25 protein-coding genes and 1 rRNA gene are annotated in these 22,376 nt (G+C 38.9%); 8 read left to right on the top strand and 18 right to left on the bottom strand.

All coding sequences use genetic code 11. From position 1 onward, the window contains the following. A 16S ribosomal RNA gene (locus M3226_RS20235) occupies positions 1 to 221 on the bottom strand; the annotation flags it as partial. Between the two features lie 481 nt (positions 222 to 702). Here M3226_RS20235 and M3226_RS20230 point away from each other — a divergent pair. The 3 genes from M3226_RS20230 to M3226_RS20220 all read left to right on the top strand — a co-directional run bounded on the left by M3226_RS20230 (position 703) and on the right by M3226_RS20220 (position 3,333). After that, entirely contained in the window at positions 703 to 912 is a 210-nt protein-coding gene (locus M3226_RS20230; protein WP_251568901.1) for a hypothetical protein, read from the top strand. Further along, positions 912 to 1,229: a spore coat protein gene (locus tag M3226_RS20225; RefSeq protein ID WP_144566858.1), complete on the top strand. Its 318-nt coding sequence runs from the start codon at positions 912 to 914 to the stop codon at positions 1,227 to 1,229. Before M3226_RS20230 ends, M3226_RS20225 begins: the two co-directional genes overlap by 1 nt. Before the next feature lie 151 nt (positions 1,230 to 1,380). Beyond that, positions 1,381 to 3,333 carry an elongation factor G gene (locus M3226_RS20220; protein WP_251568894.1) on the top strand — a complete coding sequence of 651 codons (1,953 nt, stop codon included), beginning with the start codon at positions 1,381 to 1,383 and terminating at the stop codon, positions 3,331 to 3,333. A gap of 87 nt (positions 3,334 to 3,420) precedes the next feature. Here the strand turns inward: M3226_RS20220 and M3226_RS20215 are convergent, their stop codons facing one another. From M3226_RS20215 to M3226_RS20180, 8 genes are all read right to left on the bottom strand, one after another. Further along, the gene (locus M3226_RS20215; RefSeq protein WP_098533576.1) at positions 3,421 to 3,594 is read right to left on the bottom strand and encodes an asparagine synthase; all 174 of its coding nucleotides are present in this window, start codon (positions 3,592 to 3,594) and stop codon (positions 3,421 to 3,423) included. A gap of 114 nt (positions 3,595 to 3,708) precedes the next feature. Next, positions 3,709 to 4,689, bottom strand: coding sequence for an aldo/keto reductase (locus M3226_RS20210; RefSeq protein WP_251568892.1), 981 nt, complete (start codon positions 4,687 to 4,689; stop codon positions 3,709 to 3,711). A gap of 175 nt (positions 4,690 to 4,864) precedes the next feature. Further along, positions 4,865 to 6,073: an MFS transporter gene (locus M3226_RS20205; protein WP_251568881.1), complete on the bottom strand. Its 1,209-nt coding sequence runs from the start codon at positions 6,071 to 6,073 to the stop codon at positions 4,865 to 4,867. A gap of 191 nt (positions 6,074 to 6,264) precedes the next feature. Continuing rightward, entirely contained in the window at positions 6,265 to 6,606 is a 342-nt protein-coding gene (locus M3226_RS20200) for a DUF3231 family protein (protein WP_251568879.1), read from the bottom strand. 8 nt (positions 6,607 to 6,614) lie between these two features. After that, on the bottom strand, positions 6,615 to 6,896 hold the full coding sequence (locus M3226_RS20195; RefSeq protein ID WP_251568877.1) for a hypothetical protein: 282 nt from the start codon (positions 6,894 to 6,896) through the stop codon (positions 6,615 to 6,617). Beyond that, positions 6,877 to 7,275 (bottom strand): DUF3231 family protein, encoded by a 399-nt coding sequence (locus tag M3226_RS20190; protein WP_251568875.1) that lies wholly within the window; start codon positions 7,273 to 7,275, stop codon positions 6,877 to 6,879. Before M3226_RS20190 ends, M3226_RS20195 begins: the two co-directional genes overlap by 20 nt. 293 nt (positions 7,276 to 7,568) lie before the next feature. Further along, positions 7,569 to 8,057 carry a GNAT family N-acetyltransferase gene (locus tag M3226_RS20185; protein WP_251568873.1) on the bottom strand — a complete coding sequence of 163 codons (489 nt, stop codon included), beginning with the start codon at positions 8,055 to 8,057 and terminating at the stop codon, positions 7,569 to 7,571. A 204-nt stretch (positions 8,058 to 8,261) separates the two neighbouring features. Next, positions 8,262 to 8,693 carry an RrF2 family transcriptional regulator gene (locus M3226_RS20180; protein ID WP_251568871.1) on the bottom strand — a complete coding sequence of 144 codons (432 nt, stop codon included), beginning with the start codon at positions 8,691 to 8,693 and terminating at the stop codon, positions 8,262 to 8,264. A gap of 197 nt (positions 8,694 to 8,890) precedes the next feature. Between M3226_RS20180 and M3226_RS20175 the strand changes: the two genes are divergently transcribed. Further along, positions 8,891 to 9,775: a sulfite exporter TauE/SafE family protein gene (locus tag M3226_RS20175; protein ID WP_251568870.1), complete on the top strand. Its 885-nt coding sequence runs from the start codon at positions 8,891 to 8,893 to the stop codon at positions 9,773 to 9,775. An 83-nt stretch (positions 9,776 to 9,858) separates the two neighbouring features. Here the strand turns inward: M3226_RS20175 and M3226_RS20170 are convergent, their stop codons facing one another. Continuing rightward, positions 9,859 to 11,013, bottom strand: coding sequence for a serine hydrolase domain-containing protein (locus tag M3226_RS20170; RefSeq protein ID WP_251568862.1), 1,155 nt, complete (start codon positions 11,011 to 11,013; stop codon positions 9,859 to 9,861). Between the two features lie 134 nt (positions 11,014 to 11,147). Between M3226_RS20170 and M3226_RS20165 the strand changes: the two genes are divergently transcribed. Then, positions 11,148 to 11,576 (top strand): DUF2383 domain-containing protein, encoded by a 429-nt coding sequence (locus tag M3226_RS20165; RefSeq protein ID WP_251568860.1) that lies wholly within the window; start codon positions 11,148 to 11,150, stop codon positions 11,574 to 11,576. A gap of 123 nt (positions 11,577 to 11,699) precedes the next feature. Here M3226_RS20165 and M3226_RS20160 read toward each other — a convergent pair whose 3' ends face one another. The 6 genes from M3226_RS20160 to nirB form a co-directional block, all read right to left on the bottom strand. Then, positions 11,700 to 12,068: a Gp49 family protein gene (locus M3226_RS20160; protein ID WP_098533558.1), complete on the bottom strand. Its 369-nt coding sequence runs from the start codon at positions 12,066 to 12,068 to the stop codon at positions 11,700 to 11,702. A gap of 562 nt (positions 12,069 to 12,630) precedes the next feature. Further along, positions 12,631 to 13,059 carry a DUF1801 domain-containing protein gene (locus tag M3226_RS20155; RefSeq protein ID WP_251568858.1) on the bottom strand — a complete coding sequence of 143 codons (429 nt, stop codon included), beginning with the start codon at positions 13,057 to 13,059 and terminating at the stop codon, positions 12,631 to 12,633. A gap of 229 nt (positions 13,060 to 13,288) precedes the next feature. Then, positions 13,289 to 14,077: a uroporphyrinogen-III C-methyltransferase gene (gene cobA, locus M3226_RS20150; RefSeq protein ID WP_251568856.1), complete on the bottom strand. Its 789-nt coding sequence runs from the start codon at positions 14,075 to 14,077 to the stop codon at positions 13,289 to 13,291. A 19-nt stretch (positions 14,078 to 14,096) separates the two neighbouring features. Then, positions 14,097 to 14,939 (bottom strand): formate/nitrite transporter family protein, encoded by an 843-nt coding sequence (locus tag M3226_RS20145; protein WP_308211970.1) that lies wholly within the window; start codon positions 14,937 to 14,939, stop codon positions 14,097 to 14,099. Positions 14,940 to 15,009: 70 nt separating this feature from the next. Continuing rightward, entirely contained in the window at positions 15,010 to 15,339 is a 330-nt protein-coding gene (gene nirD / locus M3226_RS20140; protein ID WP_144566871.1) for a nitrite reductase small subunit NirD, read from the bottom strand. A gap of 17 nt (positions 15,340 to 15,356) precedes the next feature. Continuing rightward, the gene (gene nirB, locus M3226_RS20135) at positions 15,357 to 17,765 is read right to left on the bottom strand and encodes a nitrite reductase large subunit NirB (protein WP_251568854.1); all 2,409 of its coding nucleotides are present in this window, start codon (positions 17,763 to 17,765) and stop codon (positions 15,357 to 15,359) included. A gap of 274 nt (positions 17,766 to 18,039) precedes the next feature. Between nirB and M3226_RS20130 the strand changes: the two genes are divergently transcribed. Both M3226_RS20130 and M3226_RS20125 read left to right on the top strand, forming a co-directional pair. Then, positions 18,040 to 18,921: an aminoglycoside 6-adenylyltransferase gene (locus M3226_RS20130; RefSeq protein WP_251568842.1), complete on the top strand. Its 882-nt coding sequence runs from the start codon at positions 18,040 to 18,042 to the stop codon at positions 18,919 to 18,921. 181 nt (positions 18,922 to 19,102) lie between these two features. After that, entirely contained in the window at positions 19,103 to 19,807 is a 705-nt protein-coding gene (locus tag M3226_RS20125; RefSeq protein ID WP_251568835.1) for a polysaccharide deacetylase family protein, read from the top strand. 15 nt (positions 19,808 to 19,822) lie between these two features. Here the strand turns inward: M3226_RS20125 and pdxR are convergent, their stop codons facing one another. Continuing rightward, positions 19,823 to 21,232 carry a MocR-like pyridoxine biosynthesis transcription factor PdxR gene (gene pdxR / locus M3226_RS20120; RefSeq protein WP_251568829.1) on the bottom strand — a complete coding sequence of 470 codons (1,410 nt, stop codon included), beginning with the start codon at positions 21,230 to 21,232 and terminating at the stop codon, positions 19,823 to 19,825. A 118-nt stretch (positions 21,233 to 21,350) separates the two neighbouring features. Between pdxR and M3226_RS20115 the strand changes: the two genes are divergently transcribed. Then, positions 21,351 to 21,752 (top strand): GNAT family N-acetyltransferase, encoded by a 402-nt coding sequence (locus tag M3226_RS20115; protein ID WP_251568822.1) that lies wholly within the window; start codon positions 21,351 to 21,353, stop codon positions 21,750 to 21,752. Positions 21,753 to 21,899: 147 nt separating this feature from the next. Here M3226_RS20115 and M3226_RS20110 read toward each other — a convergent pair whose 3' ends face one another. Continuing rightward, positions 21,900 to 22,367 (bottom strand): DUF523 domain-containing protein, encoded by a 468-nt coding sequence (locus M3226_RS20110; RefSeq protein ID WP_251568820.1) that lies wholly within the window; start codon positions 22,365 to 22,367, stop codon positions 21,900 to 21,902. Between the last annotated feature and the right edge of the window lie 9 nt (positions 22,368 to 22,376).

Below are 22,376 nucleotides of genomic sequence, written 5' to 3'. Positions count from 1 at the left end.
GCCGAAACCGACTTTCAGCTTTTCCTCATGAGAGGAAAAGGATTATCCGGTATTAGCACCGGTTTCCCGGTGTTATCCCAGTCTTACAGGCAGGTTGCCCACGTGTTACTCACCCGTCCGCCGCTAATCAACAAGAGCAAGCTCCTATTGATTCGCTCGACTTGCATGTATTAGGCACGCCGCCAGCGTTCGTCCTGAGCCAGGATCAAACTCTCCATGAAAGTTGATTAGCTCCAAAAAGTTACGTTGGCTTAGTTTCCATAGTAGAAACTAATATATTATTGTTTGTTGACGTTTTTGTTTGTTTAGTTTTCAAAGAACAATGTCGCCAAAAGCAACCGGAATACTATCTTATCGCATTTCTAATATTCTATCAATCATCAATTATTTCCAATTCTGATTGACTTTATCGCTTGTTTCAAGAGCGAATTTTTTATCTTAGCACGATTGATGCCTCGAAACAACAGGAAGTTATTTCCAATTTAGTTCGTTCGTACACTCTATTGTCTACCAACACTTCGTAAGTTGATAATCTGTGTCTCACGAGCGAACTTTCATATATTAACATCCGACCTGCCTGTATTTCAATAGTATTTTTTTCCAGTAATTAATAATACTATCTGTTCTAACGTACCACAATTTTCTAAACATTTAACTCCACTAAACCGCTAAAGATAACAAGGTGTGAAAGGGGTGAATACAATGGTGACAACTTATATGGGACTTCATGAAACACATGAAATTCATGAGTTATTAATGTTTAAAAATTTATGCTTAACAAAAGCAACTACTATGGGCGCTCTTGTTCAAGATGAAGAATTAAAAAATATTCTAAGTACTGATGCTACTGCAACTAAACAACAAGTTCAAAGGCTGCAAGAATTTATTACGAATAGAGGTGCACAACAATAATGAATCAGATGATGCAAAACACGACCGGCATGGGTGGAATGACTGACCAAGTCATTGCATCTGATTTCCTAATCACTGCAAAAACAGGAATTAAAAACCTAGCGCTTGCTATTACTGAGACATCCACTAAAGAAGTTAGAGATACCTTAACACAATACCTAAATGACGCAATTAAAACACACGAACAAATTTCTAATTACATGATTTCAAAAGGTTACTATAAGCCGGATAATCTATCCAAACAATTAGAAATGGATATAACAGCTACACAAACAGCATTAAATTTACAACAACAACAACAGCAACAGCAACAATAATTTTTAATTAAATCATGTTAAAAGACCAAGTCAACAATATTGATTTGGTCTTTTTCTTAATGCTTTTTAAAGTTAAAAACTATTTTACGAAGTCCAATATTTCATTTGATATAATAGGGATAAGATGGCTAATAATGATTGAGGTGACAGCATGAAAAAAACGATTGGTTTATTTGCCCATGTAGATGCCGGTAAGACAACGTTAGCGGAACAAATACTTTATCAGACAAAAGCAATTAGACAAAAAGGCCGGGTTGACCATAAGGATACCTTTCTCGATACGCATGAAATCGAAAAACGAAGAGGGATAACTGTCTTTGCCGACCAAGCGATGTTTACATATAATGGTTCAAACTACTACTTAATTGATACTCCTGGCCATGTCGACTTTTCTCCTGAAATGGAACGAGCTATTCAGGTAATGGACTTTGCCATCATCATTATTAGTGCGGTTGAAGGGATTGAAGGGCACACGGAAACCGTTTGGCGATTGCTTCAAAAACACCATGTCCCTACTTTCTTCTTTATTAATAAAGTGGACCGAGTTGGTGCGAATGCATTAAATGTAATGGAAGAAATTAGAACGCAATTAACCGAGGATGTATGTGATATTAACAACACATTGTTGCATGAAGATATGTGTGAAGAGTTGATTGAATTTATAGCGGAACGTCATGAAGACCTGTTAGAAAAATATATGGAAGATGGTTATGAAGCTGAATTATGGTTCAATACAATGAAAACACTCTTTAATAACAATTATATTTTTCCATGTACATATGGTTCAGCCCTGCAAGGAGTCGGTATTGATAGTTTTTTAGAAAAATTGAACTTGTTAACCGAGGCAAACTATGACAATGATGAACCTTTTGCAGGAAGAGTCTACAAAATTCGCTATGATGAAAAAGGGACACGGCTAACGTTTATAAAAGCCTTGGCGGGCAGTTTAAAAGTACGAGAGGAAATTTACTATGATAGCGGAGAAGAAACGCTTTGCGAAAAGGTTACCCAACTCAGACTATACAATGGAACTAAATTTCAAACCGTAGACCATGTTTCTGCTGGTGATCTGTTTGCGGTAACTGGACTCTCTTCTGCTTCTGCCGGTGATGGTTTAGGAACTTTAAAGAAAAAGGCTCATTTTGAACTGATTTCAGCATTGAAATCAAAAGTAATTCACGATCCTATTCTAAACGTAAAAGAAGTTTTACGGTATTTTCAAATCCTTAACTCCGAAGACCCAGCACTAAATGTTACTTGGGAAGAACGAGCGCAGGAAATTCATATTCATGTAATGGGAACCATTCAACTTGAAGTACTTCAACAAGTGGTTAAAGAACGGTTCAACCTTAACGTCTCGTTTGCTGAACCGGAAATCTTATATAAAGAGACGATAACGTCGGAGGTAATGGGTTATGGCCACTTTGAACCATTAGGCCACTATGCAGAAGTACATCTTAAATTAGAGCCAGCAGAGAGAAATAACGGCATTACCTTCAAAAGTGTTTGTCATACCGATCACTTACCAGTTGGTACCCAGAACGTTATTCAAACGCACCTATTTGAGCGCGAGCATCATGGGATACTAACAGGCTCCCCTCTGACTGATTTAAAAATTACTTTAGTAACAGGACGAGCCCATAACAAACATACCTCTGGAGGGGACTTTAGAGAGGCAGCTTTCCGGGCACTAAGGCAAGGATTAGAAAAGGCGGACAATATTCTGCTTGAACCATTTTACGATTTTAAAATAAAAATAGATTTAGATCTAATTGGGAAAGTGCTAAACGATATCCAGCAGGCACATGGCATATTTGAAGCCCCTGTTACCGAGGGAAATAAAGCTTTTCTTGCAGGACGAGTTCCGGTAGCAACCTTCATGAACTATGGTCCTGAATTTGCTTCCCTTACGCAGGGAAAGGGTACGATGAACCTCCTGGTTGGCGGATATTATCCGTGTCACAACCAAGAAGAGGTATTAGAAAAAAGACAATACAATAAGGATGCCGATTCGGAGTACACGTCATCCTCTATTTTTTGTTCAAAAGGACAAGGCTTTTCCGTACCTTGGGATCAAGCCGAGAATTATATGCATTGTTTATAGCTTTTATATTCACTGTTAAATTTTTTTCAGGAATACCCCCTATTTAAAAAAGAAGGCGAGCAGATTTTACTGCTGCCTTCTTCTTTATTAATGACGATGCTCAACAAGGTCGATTACACCCAAGACGACGTGGGCTAAACCAAAACCGAAAACTGTGTTCGCGATCATTTTATTGGTTCCTCGTTTTTGCTTAAGAACGTAACCTGTAGCGGTTACAGCAGTCCCTAATGCAGTAGGAATTAATCCTTCACGTACGTTCATGTAATCTCCCTCCACATCATTGTTTTGGTGCATATTACACCAAACTTATTGTTTACTTCAGGGATAGGATTATACTTTAACGTTACGTAAGAAACATTGATAGTTGTTTTAAGATTATCTAAAGCCCAAGACCGGATGAGGTACGTAGGGTTGTTCTAAAAATGCCAGCTCTTCGGGTGTTAATTTTACGGAAAGCGCTCCGACAGCATCCTCCAAATGAGCCATTTTCGTCGCACCAATTATCGGTGCGGATACAGGCTCTTTTTGCAATACCCATGCTAGCGCTACTTGGGCCCGAGGTACCTCCCGTTTTGAAGCTAATTCTGCAACCCGGCTGACGACAAGACGATCTGATTCAGCGGTTGCAGCATAAAGTGTTTTACCGAATTCATCTGTCTCCGAACGTGTTGTTGTTTCCTCCCAATCTCTTGTTAACTTACCTCGTGCAAGCGGACTCCATGGAATAACAGCAATTTTTTCTTCCTTACAAAGCGGCAGCATTTCTCGTTCCTCTTCTCGATACAAAAGATTTAAATGATTTTGCATCGAAACAAATTTTGTCCAGCCATTTTTCTCGGCAATATGTAACGCTTTTAGAAATTGCCATGCATACATGGATGAAGCGCCAATGTATCTGGCTTTCCCTGCTTTCACGACATCATGCAGTGCTTCCATCGTTTCCTCGATTGGCGTATCGTAATCCCAGCGGTGAATTTGATAAAGATCTACATAATCAGTTCCCAGCCGTTTGAGACTATGATCAATCTCACTCATGATTGCCTTACGGGATAGCCCACCTCCATTTGGTCCCTGATGCATACGGCCATGGACCTTTGTTGCAATCACAATCTCATCCCTGTTAGCATAGTCTTTTAGGGCCCTGCCTACAATTTCCTCACTTGTGCCATCAGAATAGACATTTGCTGTATCAAAGAAATTAATTCCATAATCGAGCGCCTTTTTAATGATCGGCCGGCTCTTTACTTCATTTAGTACCCATTGGTGGTTACCTCGTTCTGGAACACCAAAGCTCATACATCCTATACAAAGACGAGATACATCCAATCCTGTATTCCCTAGTTTCACATAATCCATAGCGATTAACCTGCCTTCTTCTATTTAATTTTGAAAACGCGGTGTAAAAAAATATGTATAAAATCTACTTCTATAATATACTCTATTCTTCGTAACAATTCCCAGAATTAGCTAAAAAAAACAAAAGAAGAGTTCCTACTATCACAGGACTCTTCTTTATCAAAAATTCTACTTACTATTTTCCAGAAACGGCAGGTCTCTTCATTTTCGCATTTAATGTACCAGCATTCCAGTACGCTGTTCCCATAGCAACCAATAAAAGAACCCCTGTCACGATAAATACACTGTAAACAGGGAAGATTCCGCCAAGGAACCCACCGATCATCGGTCCCACCATTCCTCCTAATTGGTTTGCCGTTTGACTTAAACTAAATGCTCTTCCCCGGAAATCCTCCGGAGTGGACTTTACAACAAGACCATTTAATGCAGGATATACGGCACAGAAGAAAATTCCGTAAACAAAACGAATCATCGAAAATCCCCAAATATGCGTAAAAACAATTTGTGCTAGTGTTCCAAGGCCGCCGCCAAGCAGCCCTATGAATAAAACACGTTGAAACCCAACTTTATCAGCCCATTTTCCCCAATACGGGGCAAATAAAGCACTGGCGATCCCTGGAAGAGAAAACACAACCCCTGCAAGAAACGAGGCATTTTCAGAAGAACCGCCCAATTTTACGATATATAAAGGAAGAACCGGTTCAATCGTCATCACGGAACAACTAGTTACCAGTGTGAGAATGAGTACTAATAAAAACGGCCGGTTATCTACTGCCACTTTAAAGTCCTCTTTAACCGATCCCTTCCCCTTACTTGGGGTAAAATTCTCCTCTACTACCCAAAAAATAATTAATAAAGTCGATAAACAAACAATGATACCAGCGCTCGCAAATGCCCAGCGATTACCCACTAGGTCCGCAATCCCTCCACCTAGAAGAGGACCAATGATTCCTCCAGATGCTGAAGCAGTGGAGATCATCGATAAAGCATACCCCACTTTGTTTCCAGGTGTATTGGTACCAATTAAGGCAATGGCCCCTGGAATGAAACCACTTAATAATCCCTGAAGGATCCTAAGTGCTAAAATCTGATAAGGATTTGTCACGAAAGCCATTAAAGTATAAATGACAAACAGGACAAAACCAGCGCGGACAATCATTGGTTTTCTACCGTATTTATCGGCCATCCTTCCCCAAAACGGCGAGGCGAGCGCACCTGCAAAAAATGCGGAACTAAATAATAGCCCTGCCCACATTTCAGTATGTTCGTGGACACCAATTTGCAAAAGAAATATTGGCAAAAAAGGGATGACCATGGAAAAACTTGCTGCCGTAAAAAAGACCCCAACCCAAAGTACCCATAAATTTCGTTTCCACAATAGCATGCTTATCCATCTCCCAGCAAAGCCAAAAATATAAATTCATTTTTAATAGTGCCATCTTAACATAAAAATAAATTGTTTTCACTTCCGAAATATCCGAAACAAGAAATATTCAAGATTCGACAATATGCGGTCATCTCCCATTTTAATACGATAAAAAAGGGGATCCGATGTAACGGAACCCCCTCTCTCCATTAACTTTCCGATAATTTTCTTTTATCGGCCGCTTTTGGCGGCTGCTCCAGCCACTGATTCTTGACCATGACGTCTGTCCAATCCTCAGCAAACTTAAGATCCTCAAGAATAAAATGTTCATAATTTAAAGTCAGATCGGTTCTCATCGTCGCACCTAAGCCCGCACCGTAATAAGCGATAGCGGTCCCAAATAAAAAACCCGTCAGGTACATCATTAACTTATCTGAAAATGGGGGAACAGTAGAATCTGTGACATCAGAATCCCATAAAGGCGGTGCCGGAAGCTGATCCTTTGTTAAAAGTTGGCTAAACGTATCGATATGATTTTGCTTAATCCCCATTGCTTTCTTCAGGATTCTTTGTGCTTCTTTTGATGCACCACCTGGCAGAAGCCAGTGATTATCCCTTTTGTGATAATACTTTTTTTCAAATTAAAGAATACATTACTAATTTCTGGTCCGTTCAGGGTACGCCTATCATTAAAGAAGCCATCAAAGAAATTTTCTGTTTTGATAAAATCGATTCCAACCGGTATAGGCAGATTGGGCGGTCTGTGGTAAAGACCTTTTTCTAGCAAGACATCAATGGTTTGATTGTAAAGCTTAATAGTGTCATGAATTTTTATCTTCAAAAAACTTCCGCATCTCGCTGCATGTTGAAACAGTCAAAGCAACAGAGTATGCGGATAGCCCATGTATTGTCATTTCATGGAGATATTTTAGACAGAGATTATCAGAATACAGTTTCGGTGTATCTAAATTGACATCATGTTCAGTAAAACCTTGTGGGATGGGATAATGCACCTGATTAAATAAACTTTCAATCTCCCGCAGGTTATTTTCAGAAATAGCAATTGCATCTTGAAAAATCGCCCTTATGGCGTCGTTTTGTTCCTCAATGTGTTGATGCATATAGGTATTTACACGCAGGTTTAGTGAATCCGATTGATATTGTGTCCATAAACTCGTAATTTCAGAGCCAGTCAATTGGATTTTATGGTTGATTTCCATTTCGTCCTCCTTACTTGTAATTCTTCGGCCATTAAGGAATTATCTATTTGTTATATCCCAATAATTTTACATTCTGCTTTATTATTAACTTTGGATATGCTATATATTCCATTTATTGTAAATGTCTAGCAGTAGCGATTCTATCTTTATAATAGAAAAAATCCCCCCAGCCCTTACGAGACCTGATTAATGCAAGGTTTCGCAATAGACTGAGGGGATACTTCCTTTCTATCTATTTAATAATTATTCGCACAGTTTATGAAAAAGTTTCACCATTTAACAAAACTAAAAGCCTATTTTAATGGTTTAACCATGTTATACCATGTAACACCACCATGTTCGGAGCTCGATGCCCCATGATTAATGTATCCATGTTTCTCATAAAAGCAAACTAAATCCTTTTTACATGTTAGAGTAATCGTTTCACGATGTTTCTCTTTTGCGTCTTTTTCTAAACTAGCCAGTAATGCTCCAGCAATGCCTTGATTTTGATATTTTGGAGACACCGCTAACCCTAATACACTTTGATGTCCGCCAGTGGCAGGGTTCACTTTGATCTCACTGAATAAGTCATCTGTTATGTAAGGTGACTCAATCACCGGTCCATTGATAAGACCTACAATCACACCTTCCACTTCCGCAACAAAGAAACTATCGGAAATGGTTTTAATTCTCTTCTTAAAAGCTTCTTCTGTTGCTGCCTCTTCTTTTAAAAAGCAACGATTTTCTAAAACTACTAAATCAGCTAAATCTTCTTTTTTTACCATTCGTATTTGCACCATGCGTTTTTCCTCCAAAGATTGAACATGAAAAACTAGATTAATCCATTTTACAGCTAGTTTTTAATCCGGGACAAGTGGATACCTCCCCATTTTTACCTCTGCTCGTATTTTTTTGTATTATTAACACCTGCAAAAAGAAATACCACAAAGGTTCCAAAAGGATCCCTTCCATTGAACGTAATGAAAGGGATATCTTTCATAGTTTTAAACTAGTTTATCGAGGTCATATCCGTTTCCATTCAATAAATCCTTTAAAGTTGTACGGTCTAATAGCTTTGCCACTGTATCCCTGACAAGAGCCCATAAAGGTTTTAATTGACAGCCCTCCTCCAATGGACAACTTTCGTAAGAGGTAATACTTACACATCCCATTGGAGCCAGCGGCCCTTCTAAATTCCGAATGACCTCTCCGATAATAATCTCACTGGGTTTTTTACTTAGCTTATATCCGCCGTTTACCCCTCTTTTGCTTTGGACGTAGCCATTTCTTTTCAACTGCAACAGGAGTTGCTCTAAATAATTAATTGGAACTAACGTTTGATCAGAAATATCCCCAATCGAAGTAAGGTCATGTTCATTTTTCCCCAAACAAATCAGTGCCCGCAAGGCATATTCTCCCCGGCTTGAAATCTTCATGCTAACTCTCTCCTTCTATATCTAGGCAATTAACCATTTTTTCTCTAAAAAAGAACCCAAAATTTTGTCCTTTCATATCGTAGGTTAGAAACTTGATTGGATTAGTCGACAATTACAAAGAGTCTTATTCATTTATTTGTTCTTTTATTCCTTTTAACTAGTCTATTCAGGAAATATATAATAAGGAGAGGTTTTTTATGAGGAGGTTAGTCGTACTCGCCCTAATTGGCTTGGCCGCGCAGTTGGTAGATGGTTCCCTAGGGATGGCCTATGGAGTTACTTCCACTTCCTTACTGCTTATGTTTGGAATCGCCCCAGCTGTTGCTTCAGCCTCAGTTCACATGGCAGAGGTTGTCACTACTGCCGCATCAGGAGTTTCTCACATTCGGTTTGGAAACGTGGATAAAAGCGTTGTCTATAAATTAATTATCCCAGGTTCAATTGGTGCCTTTATCGGAGCTTGTTTTCTGGGCAGTATCCCTGGTGATATTGTAAAACCATATGTCTCCTTTTTTCTGTTCATGTTAGGAGTCTATGTTATTTATCGTTTTTTGTTTAAATTTAACGCAACCAGTAAATTGTCTGGAAAAAAATTAGGGAAAAAGCAGTTAATTCCTTTAGGATTTATCGCCGGATTTTTCGATGCCACAGGCGGCGGCGGCTGGGGTCCAATTGCTACACCGGTCTTGTTAACCAGCAGTAAAATGGAGCCGAGAAAAGTAATTGGTTCGGTCGATACAAGTGAATTTGCAATTGCGATTTCCTCGACATTAGGATTCCTCTTAACCTTAGGGTGGACTCAAATTAATCTTCAATGGGTGATTGCCTTAATGATTGGCGGCATCATTGCAGCTCCTATTGCTGCCTGGTTAGTCAAGATTATCCCTACAAACCTGTTAGGAACACTAGTCGGAGGAATCATTATCATAACCAATATAAGGACGCTTTTAGGGGCATTAGAAGCATCACACATAATAAGTCTCTTCACGTATATAATTTTGGCCGTCCTTTGGCTTGCTGCAGTGATTAATGTAAGTCTTAAAATCAAAAGAAATAGCTATCAAAAAGAATTAGCCGAATAACATAAAAAACCATAAAGAGTCTAATCACTCTTTATGGTTTTTGTGATTATGAATAGTACCTTAATCACTGCAAAACCCCATATTTATAATGCTCCATAAATGACATTTCGCAGCCTAGGCTGGGTATAGGTTTCAAAATTTGGCAGCATCTGATGCATATACACAGCGGAAAGCTGCTCTTTTGGATCAATCATAACCCATGTTCCCGCCATTCCCATCCAGCCAAATTCACCGATTGAACTATTACTTCCTGCCAGTCCCGGATTCACCATCGTTCTTACGCCAAGTCCATAGCCATAACCTTTTAAGTGCTCCCAGTTGAATGAAGGAACTTGCTCAGGCTGGAGATGATCCATGGCCATTAACTCTACGGTTTTTCTCCCAAGAATACGTACTCCGTCCAGAGTTCCACCGTTTGCAAGCATATGGGCAAACCGGCTGTAATCACTCAAAGTGGACAACAAGCCTCCCCCACCACTCTCATACAGGGTCCCTTGTTGATACTCTGCATCCATTCTCGTATTTTTCTGCAAAAGGGCTTGTTCCTTCCAATCATATAAACTACATAAGCGGTCTTTCCTATCTTCAGGAATCTTGAAAAAGGTATCTACCATTGACAGCGGTTGAAAAATCTCTTCGTGCAAAAATTGTCCGAATGTTTTGCCAGACACCACTTCAATAAATGCTCCTAGCACATCATGACTTAGACCGTATCGCCATTGTCTGCCTGGATCAAACGCTAACGGGATATTAGCTAAGACTTTAGATAGCTCTCTAACAGTAAACGTACCGTTTTTTCGTAAATCATTCATTGCTTTATTGACTTGTCGCTCCGTTTCATTTGAACCTCCTTCGTACGTTAACCCAGAGGTCATCGTGAACAGGTCTTTGACTCGAATAGATTTTGCTGCAGGTGTTGCATAAACTTCCCCACTTTTACCATCACGATATACGTGAGGATTCTTAAATTCAGGAAGATATTCCTCGAGAGGATCCTCTAATAAAAATAATCCCCGCTCATAGAGCATTAATGCTGCGACACAGGTAACCACCTTAGTCATCGAATATATGCGGTATATGGTATCAGGTGTAATCGGTTTCTTGAGATCCAAGTCTGCATAACCAACATAGTCTTCGAATACTTGTTCATTTTGATGATAAACGGAACATGCACATCCAACTGGTCCTTTCTCTACAAAACTTTTTAATAATGGTCGTAAATGCTCAATCGGTTTCATCGTAAATCTCCTTTGGTAATGATTACTATAATGATAACTTATTTATTTGTATATTAATAGATTTATTAATTACCTTCTTTTTTAGAATACAATGAACTTACCAATACCATAATAGGAAAAAGGAAGTGACTTTTATGACGAATGAGACAATTATTGAGGAATTAAACACGTTGCTAAGAGGGACCTATATGGGGATACATTCGATTGAACACTACATTCAAAAAGTGGATGATGAATATGTAAAAAAGGTCTTTCAGTCCATGCAACAGGAAATTAAGATAGATGCCTTAAAGTTAGCCGAACGAATTCAAGACTTGGGTGGTGTCCCCGCCGATGATGAAGGATTCTCAGGTTCTATGCACAGCTTTATGCATAAACTCATGCTTGCAGATGAGACCGATCCTATCGTAGAAGACGCGATACAAGGTTTCGAAAAATATGGTGTTCAATATTCAGAGGAGTTAGTTAGAGGTGACTTAGATCCAAAGAGCCGGCAGTTAGCAGAAGAAGTGATTGATAACAACCGCAAACACGCTGAGATTTTACGAAATCATTTAATCTAACCGTGGAAGACCATCCTAAATGATGGTCTTCCTATTAAAAATTAATTCTTCATTTAATTTCTTCTATCTTAACATTGACATTGACATTGAATTATAAAAAAACTACCAAACCTTATCTAGGTACTATACTAAATACGCACCTAGTGCAACCATGGCCTTTTTCAATGCTTGTTCATAGGCTTTATCCTTGCCAATTACCATACGAAAATCGGCTTTATCTCGGACCGTTGAGCGTCCTTCTACTTCATAACCATTTTCAAAGATTAACAGACATATTGTTGACTTATCGCTCATGCGATGAAACTTTTTCTCAACAATCATTTCCTCGAGCTTCCTCCGTTTATCATCTTTGAGCTCAGCCATTCTGGAGTACGGGATTACAACGTGGTCATAAAAATGGTTGTTTTTGCACTTTACGAAAAGTAGTTTTTCACCAGTTTCTTTTACTTGATTAATTTCTCCGCATTTAGGACAAATACTTTCAATCACCATTTACTCCATCCCCTTTTAACTGTGTACATTTGTTCCTAATTTTAATCAATGCGATTATTTCATATAATATAATGGCCATATAACACATAAATGACAGTTTAATGGAAATTTAATCTTTCTGGACTAGATCTTTTACCATCGATTTGTTACAACAGGAAGACTTTGTAAGGAATGTGGTATAACTTAAAAAACCCACATTTTTGCAGGTTGATTTTAAATTTTGGATATATGGATGAAATGGTTTAGTATTCCAAGTTTATAAATTTTTTAATCTACATGTATTATGTAAATATTTAGTTATTGTTTGTTCCTCCAAAAGCAATACAATATCCGTCAGGATCTACCAGTGCGAACTATTTTCAGGGACCTCCATTTTCATCAATCCATAGTTCGATTACAATCTCTGCACTTTTACCTTTAATTCCTTGTAAAGCTTATCGAATGCAGCCCAATTTTCAACATAGCAATATATGTCTGGTGAAGGTGCTGAAAACCCTTTACCCCCCTTTTTTCTTAATTAGACGAAACAAAAGTAAAAAAATTTCACCCTTACAAATTTTTTTTACTTTTGTGGATCTGGGTAGGTCTTTTTTAAAAATTTTACAGATTGATTAATTAATTCCTTTAGAACATCGATATCTATATCAGCTACTTTATTAATATACACACAGCCTTTCCCGGAAGTATGTTTACCAAAGTTTATTAAAAGTTCTTCCCGTTTGGTTTCTCCTGGAGCAAAATATAAGCTTATTTTTGCCTTTCTAGGGGAGAAGCCAACTAATGGAGCATCGCCCTCATGGCCAGAAGCATATTTATAGTGATAGGATCCAAATCCAATGATACTTGGACCCCACATTTTTGCTGGATATCCGGTTATTTCTGTAAAAATATCTAGTAGCTGATAGGCATCTTCACGCTTTTTGGGGTGATCCACATTTTCGATAAACTCAATGACACTATTATCGGTTTCTTTTGTTTTGAGTTCGTACATTTAAAACACTCCTTTTATTGATACAGTTGGTTTTTCATAAGAATTCAATGTAAAAGTTTGATTTCCTTTTTTCAGTTACTTATTTTAAATACCATATGTAAATTGTTTTGTTTTTAATGGCAAACATAAGTTATTTCCAATGTCTGTTAAATTAAACAAAAGTCAAATAAATCATTAACATAACAAAAAAGAAGAGAAAATCAGTTTTGATTCTCTCCCCTCCTCCCTATTACATTGCCATTACTTCTTCACTTGTTACAATATCAGGTACCGAAGCCTTGCCCTGTAACGAAAGCAATCTCTCGCGGAACCGGACCACTTCACCTACCACAATCATGGCTGGGTTCTGCACGCCTTCTTTTTCAACAACGGAACCAATTGAACTCAGGGTTCCTGTAACAGTTCGCTGTTCTTCCCTCGTCCCCTGCTCAATTACCGCTACAGGTGTATCTTCATCTTTCCCATGGCTAATCAGTTGCTGACAAATATAAGAAAGGTTGCCAATCCCCATATAAATCGCAATCGTATCAACGGCTTTTCCCAAGCTTTCCCAATCAATGTCGGTAGGTTTACCTTTGGAGCAATGGCCTGTTACAACAGCAAATGAATTGCCATATTCCCGATGTGTAATCGGAATTCCCGCATACGCAGGTGCCGCAATCCCAGCTGTAATACCGGGAACCACTTCAAACGGTAATCCATTCTCCGCTAAAGCTGCGGCCTCTTCGCCACCTCGGCCAAATACAAATGGGTCTCCACCTTTCAAGCGAACAACTGTTTTCCCCTGGCTCGTAAATTGAACTAATAAATGATTAATAATTTCCTGTTTCATGGTATGATGTGTCGGTTGTTTTCCGCAAAAGATAATCTCACAATCTCGCTTTGCTTCATTTAGCAAATCACGATTCACGAGACGATCATAAAGAATGACATCTGCCATTCGGATGCATTTTAGCGCTTTTACTGTAATTAATTCCGGGTCACCAGGGCCTGCTCCAACGATATAGGCCTTCCCCATATAACCGCCCCCCTTACTATTACCGATTTGCTGTTGTTTTCGCTGTTTTTGGTAATTCCAAAATCATCTTTGACTCTGTTTTTCTATGTGTTACGTACAAGGCTAAGCCTGTAAATAAAAATCCTCCAACTAGATTTCCAACTGTTACTGGAAGTTGATTCCATAACAGCCAATCAGTTAATGTCACGTGTGCACCAAGCATCATACCGGCTGGTATGACAAACATATTGACAACCGCGTGTTCAAACCCTTGTGCAAAAAAGATTAGGATAGGCAGCCACATGGCAGCGATTTTCCCGCCGACCGACTTAGTGGTCATGGCCATAACTGCCCCCAGAGTAACCATCCAATTACATAATATTGCTTTTACAAAAACAACAATTATTCCGTCTGTACCGAGGTTCTTGTAACCCAATGTTTTGGTTTCCGCTACAGCAATGATTTTCGCTGCGACTGGGTTGTTATTTACATGCCCCAGTTGAGTAATAGCAATGATATATAAAAGTGCGTAGATTATGCTTCCTAAAATATGTCCAACAATCACCCATAACCAATTCTTTATCATTTGACCGACGGTTGCCTTTTTCCCCAAGACAGCCACTGGAAGGAGCGCAAAACTTCCGGTTACCAATTCTAGCCCGAGTAGAATGATAATCACAAAGGCGGCTGGAAATAGCACTGCCCCAACAATCCCCATTCCTGTCTGCACTTCAGCTGTAAAGGCTAATGTGGTACCGAATCCAAGCAGAGCACCAGAAAGCGCTCCTCGGATTAATAAATCACTAACAGGTAATTTTGCTTTGGCTTCCCCTGACTGAATCATACTCTCAATTACTTGATTAGGACTAACTAATGACAACATCTTCACTCCTTTCGCAATGCAGAGAGTATTCTCTACTTAACCGAGAGTTACCCCATTTATCCGAGAGTATTTACTTCTCTTCATCTACTAAAATAAACACCTGATCTTCAATAACCTCTACGGGGAAGGATTTGACACATCCTATATCAGGTGCTTGAACTTTCCCATCGGTTACGCAAATTTTCCAATCATGCATGGGACAAAATACAAACTCTCCGCTGACGATACCTTCCGCAAGGACGCCCCCTTTATGAGGGCATCGGTTTTCAATGGCGCGAATGTCTCCATTCTCTAATCGAAAAACGGCAATTTCCGTATTGCCAATAACGGTTGTTTTTCCTAATTTTCTCGGCATATCTTCTGTACTTCCTATAAAAACGCGTCTAATTGTCTCTTCCATAAAATGCAACTCCCCTTCTATTTAACACCTGTTGGAATTTTTACCGTCTCATAAAGGTCTCTTAAAAGTGTTTTATTCTCAATGGCTTCCTTCCATGGGTCTTGAACAATCGAAAGTGCCTCTTCAATACGGAAGTTCAACATTTTAACAGTTTCAGCATCCGAAAGGACTTCCCTTATATGATCTAGTCCAAGTCGGTCCACCCAGGCAGAAGTTCTTTCTAAATAATTAGCTGTTTCACGATAATACTGGAGGTATGCTCCGATCATTTCGACAAGCTCATCATCCGTTTTGAACTTGAATAACAAATCACCTGCACGAAGATGGGTACCTCCATTTCCACCTACATACATTTCCCATGCCCCATCCGTACCAACAACGCCAACGTCTTTAATCCCGCTTTCGGCACAGTTCCTCGGACAAGCGGAGACCGCCATTTTAACTTTATGAGGAGTGTTTAAGCCTTCGAATTTCTTTTCCAATCGGATTCCTAAGCCAATCGAATCTTGTGTACCAAAGCGGCAGTAACTTTCACCAACACAAGTTTTTACAGTTCGAAGTCCTTTCGCATATGCCGATCCAGATGGCATATCAAGTTCTGCCCAAATCTTCGGTAAATCTTCTTTTTTCACGCCGAGTAAATCAATTCGCTGACCACCAGTCACCTTGATGGTGCCAACTTGGTATTTATCGGCAACGTCCGCAATTTTTCGTAAGTCATTAGACGTCGTTACTCCGCCATACATTCTCGGTACAACTGAGTAAGTGCCATCCTTTTGGATATTGGCATGCAGCCTCTCATTTACAAAGCGAGCTTCTTTCTCATCCTGATACTCCGTTGGATAAATCATTCCCAGATAGTAATTTAGAGCCGGCTTACACTTGGAACATCCATCTGTTTTCCAACCTAAGACATTCATAACTTCACGGATATGTGTCAATCGCTTCGCACGAATTTCTTCTACAATTTCATCGCGGGATAATGTTGTACAGCTACAAATCGCTTCTTTTTCATTTGCCTTAAATTGGTCACCTAGTGTACAGGCTAACAAATCGGCCACTAATGATTTACAACCGCCGCATGAACGGGAAGCACTGGTGCAGCCCTTTACTTGGTCAACCGAAGTTAAACCTTGAGTTCGAATCGCTTCAACAATGGTACCTTTGCTGACACCATTACAGCCGCAAATGATTTCTTCATCGGCCATCTCGGCAACAAGACTAACCTCTGACGATTGACTTTTTGAGGTCTCTAAATACTCCTCGATACTTGCACCTTTTTTAATGAGACCTAAGAGTTGATTCCCATCCTTTGTATCGCCGAACAGTACAGCGCCAGCGATTTTCCCATTTTCAATTAGAACTTTTTTATAAACCCCGCTCCAATCATCGTACATTTTATATACCTTTGTATCCTCGTCCTCATTGATTTTTCCAGATGAGAATACATCAACACCGGATACTTTTAGCTGAGTTGAAAGGACTGAACCCTGATAACCTTCCTCCTCTATTCCGCAAATCCGCTTTGCTAACACTTGGGCCTGCTGATAAAGCGGTGCTACTAAGCCATAGGCAGTACCGCGATGTTCTGCACATTCCCCAACTGCATAAATATCAGGAGTATCCGTTTCTAAATAATCATTCACGACAATTCCGCGGTTAACCGATAGTCCGGCTTTTTGAGCTAATTCAATATTGGGTTTAATCCCAACCGCCATGACAACTAAATCGGCTTTAATCTTACTGCCATCTTTGAATTTAATGCCTGTTACATGTTTCTTACCGAGGATCTCAGCGGTATGTTTTTCTAGTAGAAAATTCATCCCCTGTTTTTCTAGTTCCTTTTGTAAAAGTTTCCCTGCGGTACGGTCTAATTGTCGTTCCATCAAGTAGTCAAAGATGTGAATGACGTCGACTTCCATCCCTAGATTTAATAATCCACGAGCGGCTTCAAGTCCAAGTAGTCCTCCACCAATAACGGCAGCCTTTTTATATTGTTTTGAATATTCAATCATTTGTTCGCAGTCTTTAATATTCCGGAAGGCTGTAACGCCTTCTTTATCTGCCCCTGGTAAAGGCAGCATGAACGGATTCGATCCGGTTGCGAGGATCAATTTGTCATACGGTTCGATTCTTCCTTTATCCGTCATAACCACTTGTCTTTCCTTATCAATGGAAACAACCGTTTCCCCGGTAAAAAGAGTGATTCCGTTGTCCTCATACCACTGATCGTCATTTAATGTGATATCCTTAACGGAAGTACCTCCTTGTAAAACCGTTGATAACTGAATTCGGTTATAGTTTGGATATGGTTCACTTCCAAAAATCGTAATTTCAAAATCTTCCCGGTTAAGTTTCAGCACTTCTTCAATGGCACGGACCCCTGCCATTCCATTTCCTACAAGTATTAGTTTTTGTTTAATCAAGTGTAATTCCCTCCCTAAACTGTTGCATGTGTATTTTATATCATGATGGGAGCTTTAATAACATGAGTTTGGAAGGTTTTCTGCCATACTATTTTCATTGCATTAACTCTCTAAAGCAAGGTGAAATTCAGTCACAACAAGGCTGATAACGATTACATTTTTTGTTAAAATTTTTTTGAGAAAATTGAGACTTTGAACACAGTGTAAAAAAATTAAGAGGAATTATCACTTTAAAAATAGAAATAGTGATGAAGTGGATGACGAGGTGAAAAACATGCGAACGGAAAAAGAAATGTATGAGTTAATAATGGGCATCGCACAAAAAGACGAGCGAATACGAGCCATATATATGAATGGCTCACGGACCAATCCAAATGCTCCAAAGGATATTTTTCAGGATTATGATATGGTCTTTGTGGTGACTGAAACAGCTTCTTTCATTAACGAGGTTAACTGGATTGATATTTTTGGAGAATTAATCATGATTCAAGAACCCGATAAAATGGACCAGCTTGCAGGCAAGGAAGCGGACTTTGATAAGTCGTATGGCTATTTAATGCTGTTCCAAGACGGAAATCGGGTCGATTTACACATTGAAACAAAGGAAAAAATGTTAGAGAACTATAAGAACGATCCCTTAACGAAACCCCTTTTGGATAAAGACAACATCCTTCCCAGTATCCCTGCCCCTTCAGACCAAGATTATTGGACTAAAAAGCCTAGCGAGCAGGGCTTTCTGAATGACTGTAATGACTTTTGGTGGTGCCTGCAAAACGTGGCAAAAGGAATCTGGCGTGATGAATTACCTTACGCAAAACAGATGTTTGAAATGTATATCAGACCCAGATTAGCTAAAATGGCTGCGTGGTGGATAGGTATGAAACATGATTTTCAAGTATCGCCAGGCAAGATGGGAAAGTACTTTAAACAATACCTGCCTGAATCTTATTGGGGAATGTATGAACAGACGTATTCCGATCATGACTATGAGGACTTTTGGGATTCCATCTTTGTCACCTGTCATTTATTTAGAGCATTAGCGAAAGAAGTAGCGGACCAGTTATTATTCACCTATCAAGATCAAGACGATATCAATATGACTCAATACCTTCAACACATTAGACAGTTGCCAGCGGATGCCAAGAGTATCTTCTAGAAGGAAGCAGCTTTTCACAAAAGGCACCGCTATAAAAGGGGAACCGGAAATTATTATAGTAAAATTCCAAAATACTATAAGGTTACACCAATTTTTGGTATCTCAACAAAACATTAGGATTATCAAATAAGATTCGGACTTTTTCTTCGAATAAATAGCAGTAATAAGAAAGGGATTATGTATGAAAAAGAAATTAATATGGATTGGAACAGGTGTTCTATTTGTTTTCCTGCTATTATTCTGTACTTATAAGTTAATGAATTCAAGAACCTTCCAGCTCTTCGGGGGACTAACGGATCAGGTGAAAACCAATCAAAAGGTCGTCGCTTTAACCTTTGATGATGGGCCAACAAATAATATCGACAAAATCCTTCCACTGTTAGAGCAATACAATGCAAAAGCGACCTTTTTCCTAATCGGTAATGAGATTGAAAAAAATCCAGAAGAAGCAAAAAAGATTGTTGATGCGGGGCATCAAGTTGGAAATCATACTTATTCCCATCAGCGAATGGTTTTTAAATCCCCTTCTTTCATCAGAGAGGAAATAGAAAAAACAGACAAACTCATTAGAAAAGCAGGCTATAAAGGTGAAATTGATTTCCGGCCTCCCAATGGCAAAAAACTTATAGGATTACCTTATTACTTATCAGAAAATAATAGAGATACAATCACTTGGAATTTAGAGCCTGACACCTACTACTCTTCTACAACGAATAAAGTCAATTATGTAAAAAAGACTGTAAAGCCTGGCTCGATTATCCTGATCCATCCCATGTACGATCAAACCGGCGAAGAACTAAAAACTGTCCAGGGGATATTACAATCATTATCTAAACAAGGATACCAATTCATTACAGTAAATGAGCTTCAAAAATGGAAGAAGTAAAAAAATGCTTGGAATTCAACCTAAATTCCAAGCATTTTTCAATAATTGGATACCTTCTTCTATTTCACTTTCTGTTAATCCGCCAAAACCTAATAGAATCATAGGTCCTTTGTCTGGCATAGCCTGCTGAAAATAAACAGAAGTTGGATAGACTTTCACTTTAAACTCCTTAGCACTTTCAATTAATTGTTTTTCCGACATAACATTTTGAACACGTAATAATATGTGCAAACCTGAATCATCACCAATAATTGTGGCTTGTCCACCAAAAATTCTATTAATTGAACTGATCAATGTATGCTGCCTTTTACGGTAAACCGTTCTCATCTTATTTAGATGTCTCTCCCAATGTCCATCTTTCATAAATTTCCATAGTGTATGCTGATGCAAACGAGAAACTGTCTGCTTATAAAGGGAAAATTGTTCGTTATACTTTTGAAGTAAGCTTTGTGGCAACACCAGATAGTTAATCCTTATCGAGGGAATCAACGATTTAGAAAATGTGCCTAAATAAATCACTTTATCATTAAGGTCTAATCCTTGCAAAGAGGGAATCGGTTTTCCTTTATAGCGGAATTCTCCGTCATAATCGTCTTCAATAATGTATCTGCCGTTCCCCTCCGCCCATTTTAATAATTCCATTCTTCTCGTAATGGGCATGACCATTCCAATTGGAAATTGGTGAGATGGGGTTACATAGGTTATTTGTGCGTGACTATTGGTTAAATGTTTCATGCTAATTCCGTCATCATCCAGAGGGATAGGTAATAGAGTAACCCCTTGATCTTTAAAAGCCTCCCTTGATCGATGATAGCCGGGTTCTTCCATTGAAAAAATGGCATCTCTCCCAATAATCATTGTTAATAATCCAAGTAAATATTGCGTTCCTGCCCCTACAATAATTTGTTCTGGTACACACCTTACTCCTCTTGATTGATATAAATATTTCGCAATTTCTTCCCGAAGCGGGTATTCCCCTTGACGCTCACCATTTAAGAAAAATGAACTTTGTTCTTCATAAAGACTTTGAATAGTAAGCCTTCTCCATGTGGTATAGGGAAAATGGTCTAAGGCAATTCGTCCATGGCTAAAATCAACAAGATACGAATCACTTTCCTGTTTATGAACCTTTTTACTAGTGGTTGAAACTATATTAGGGGTTATTATTAGATCCTGTTGTATTTCTTTTACAAAGATCCCCCTTCTCGGTATACTCTCAACGTACCCTTCTGCCAATAATTGTTGGTACGCGGTTTCCACTGTATTTTGACTCACTCCAAGATGTTGAGCCAGCTTCCGTTTCGATGGAAGGTTGACACCATGTCCAATTCTTCCACTTTGTATTTCTTGTTTAAAATATTGATAGAGTTGCAGATATAACGGTTCTCCACTCTTTTTCTCTAAAACTAAGGTGATTTCAATCATCCGATCTGTGCACTCCTCTACAGCTACTGGCATGGTTAAATATATTATAACTGACCCTTTTGGGCATATCAGCTTTTAATTATAATCAAAAATATAAAAGTTGAAGGGATGGAGAGATATGTCCGATTTGAACTATAAGGTGAATGCAAAAATTAATGCTGCAGAATTATCAAGTGTGTTTAATTTGTCAGGACTAAAAAGACCTTATGAAGATTTACCTCGTCTAGAAAGAATGATTGAAAATGCCGATATTCTTATTTCAGCTTGGGATGAGGATAAACTAGTAGGAGTCGCTAGAGCGATTACGGATTTCAGCTACTGTTGTTATTTATCTGATTTAGCGGTTGATCAGGAGTATCAACATCGGGGAATTGGCAGAGAATTGGTTCGATTAGTACAAGAACGGATTGGTGAAGAAGTAACCTTATTGCTGCTGGCCTCTCCAATTGCGATGGAATACTATCCGCATATTGGATTTGATAAGGTTACTAATGGATATATCATACCTCGACAAAAGTAGGGAAAATCAGGCAGGAATGTTACGTAGACTTCTTAGTAATAAATCATAGCAAAAGCCAATGTAGAAAGGTCTACATTGGCTTACTGCTGCAAAACTAAGCGAAACCCCTTAAGGGATTGTAGCTCTGAGTGAAAAAGTACTAATAAATCACATTTTTCCATCTAGAAATTCAGCAAGATTTTTCTCAGAAACCACTTTAATACCATTTCTTTTTAGTAGAGCTGCTGTTACCCCTTCCCCGATGATTTTCTCACCTTTAAATTCTCCATTATAAATCATCGAACTTCCACAAGACGGACTATTTTCCTTTAGGATGACCACAGTTGCATTAAGTTCTTGGGCACGTTTTAGAGTAACATAGGCCCCTTTTACAAATTGTTCAGTTACATCCTTGCCAGATTGATTCACTACTTTAGCCTGCCCATCGAGCACGTCTCCGCCGTTACCTCCAATGATCTCTGCTGGTTCTCTTGGGGTGGATAACCCCCCGAGCAACTCTGGACAAACAGTTATAGCCTGTTTCTTCTCAATCAATTCGTGTATTTTCTCATCAAGACAATGAGTCCCATTGTACCTAACTTCTAAACCGGCTAAACACGAGCTAACTAAAATCACCAAATCACC

It is taken from the genome of Neobacillus cucumis (assembly GCF_023715505.1).
Note: the sequence above shows the minus strand (reverse complement) of the source record. Positions and strands in the feature narration are given on the sequence as shown.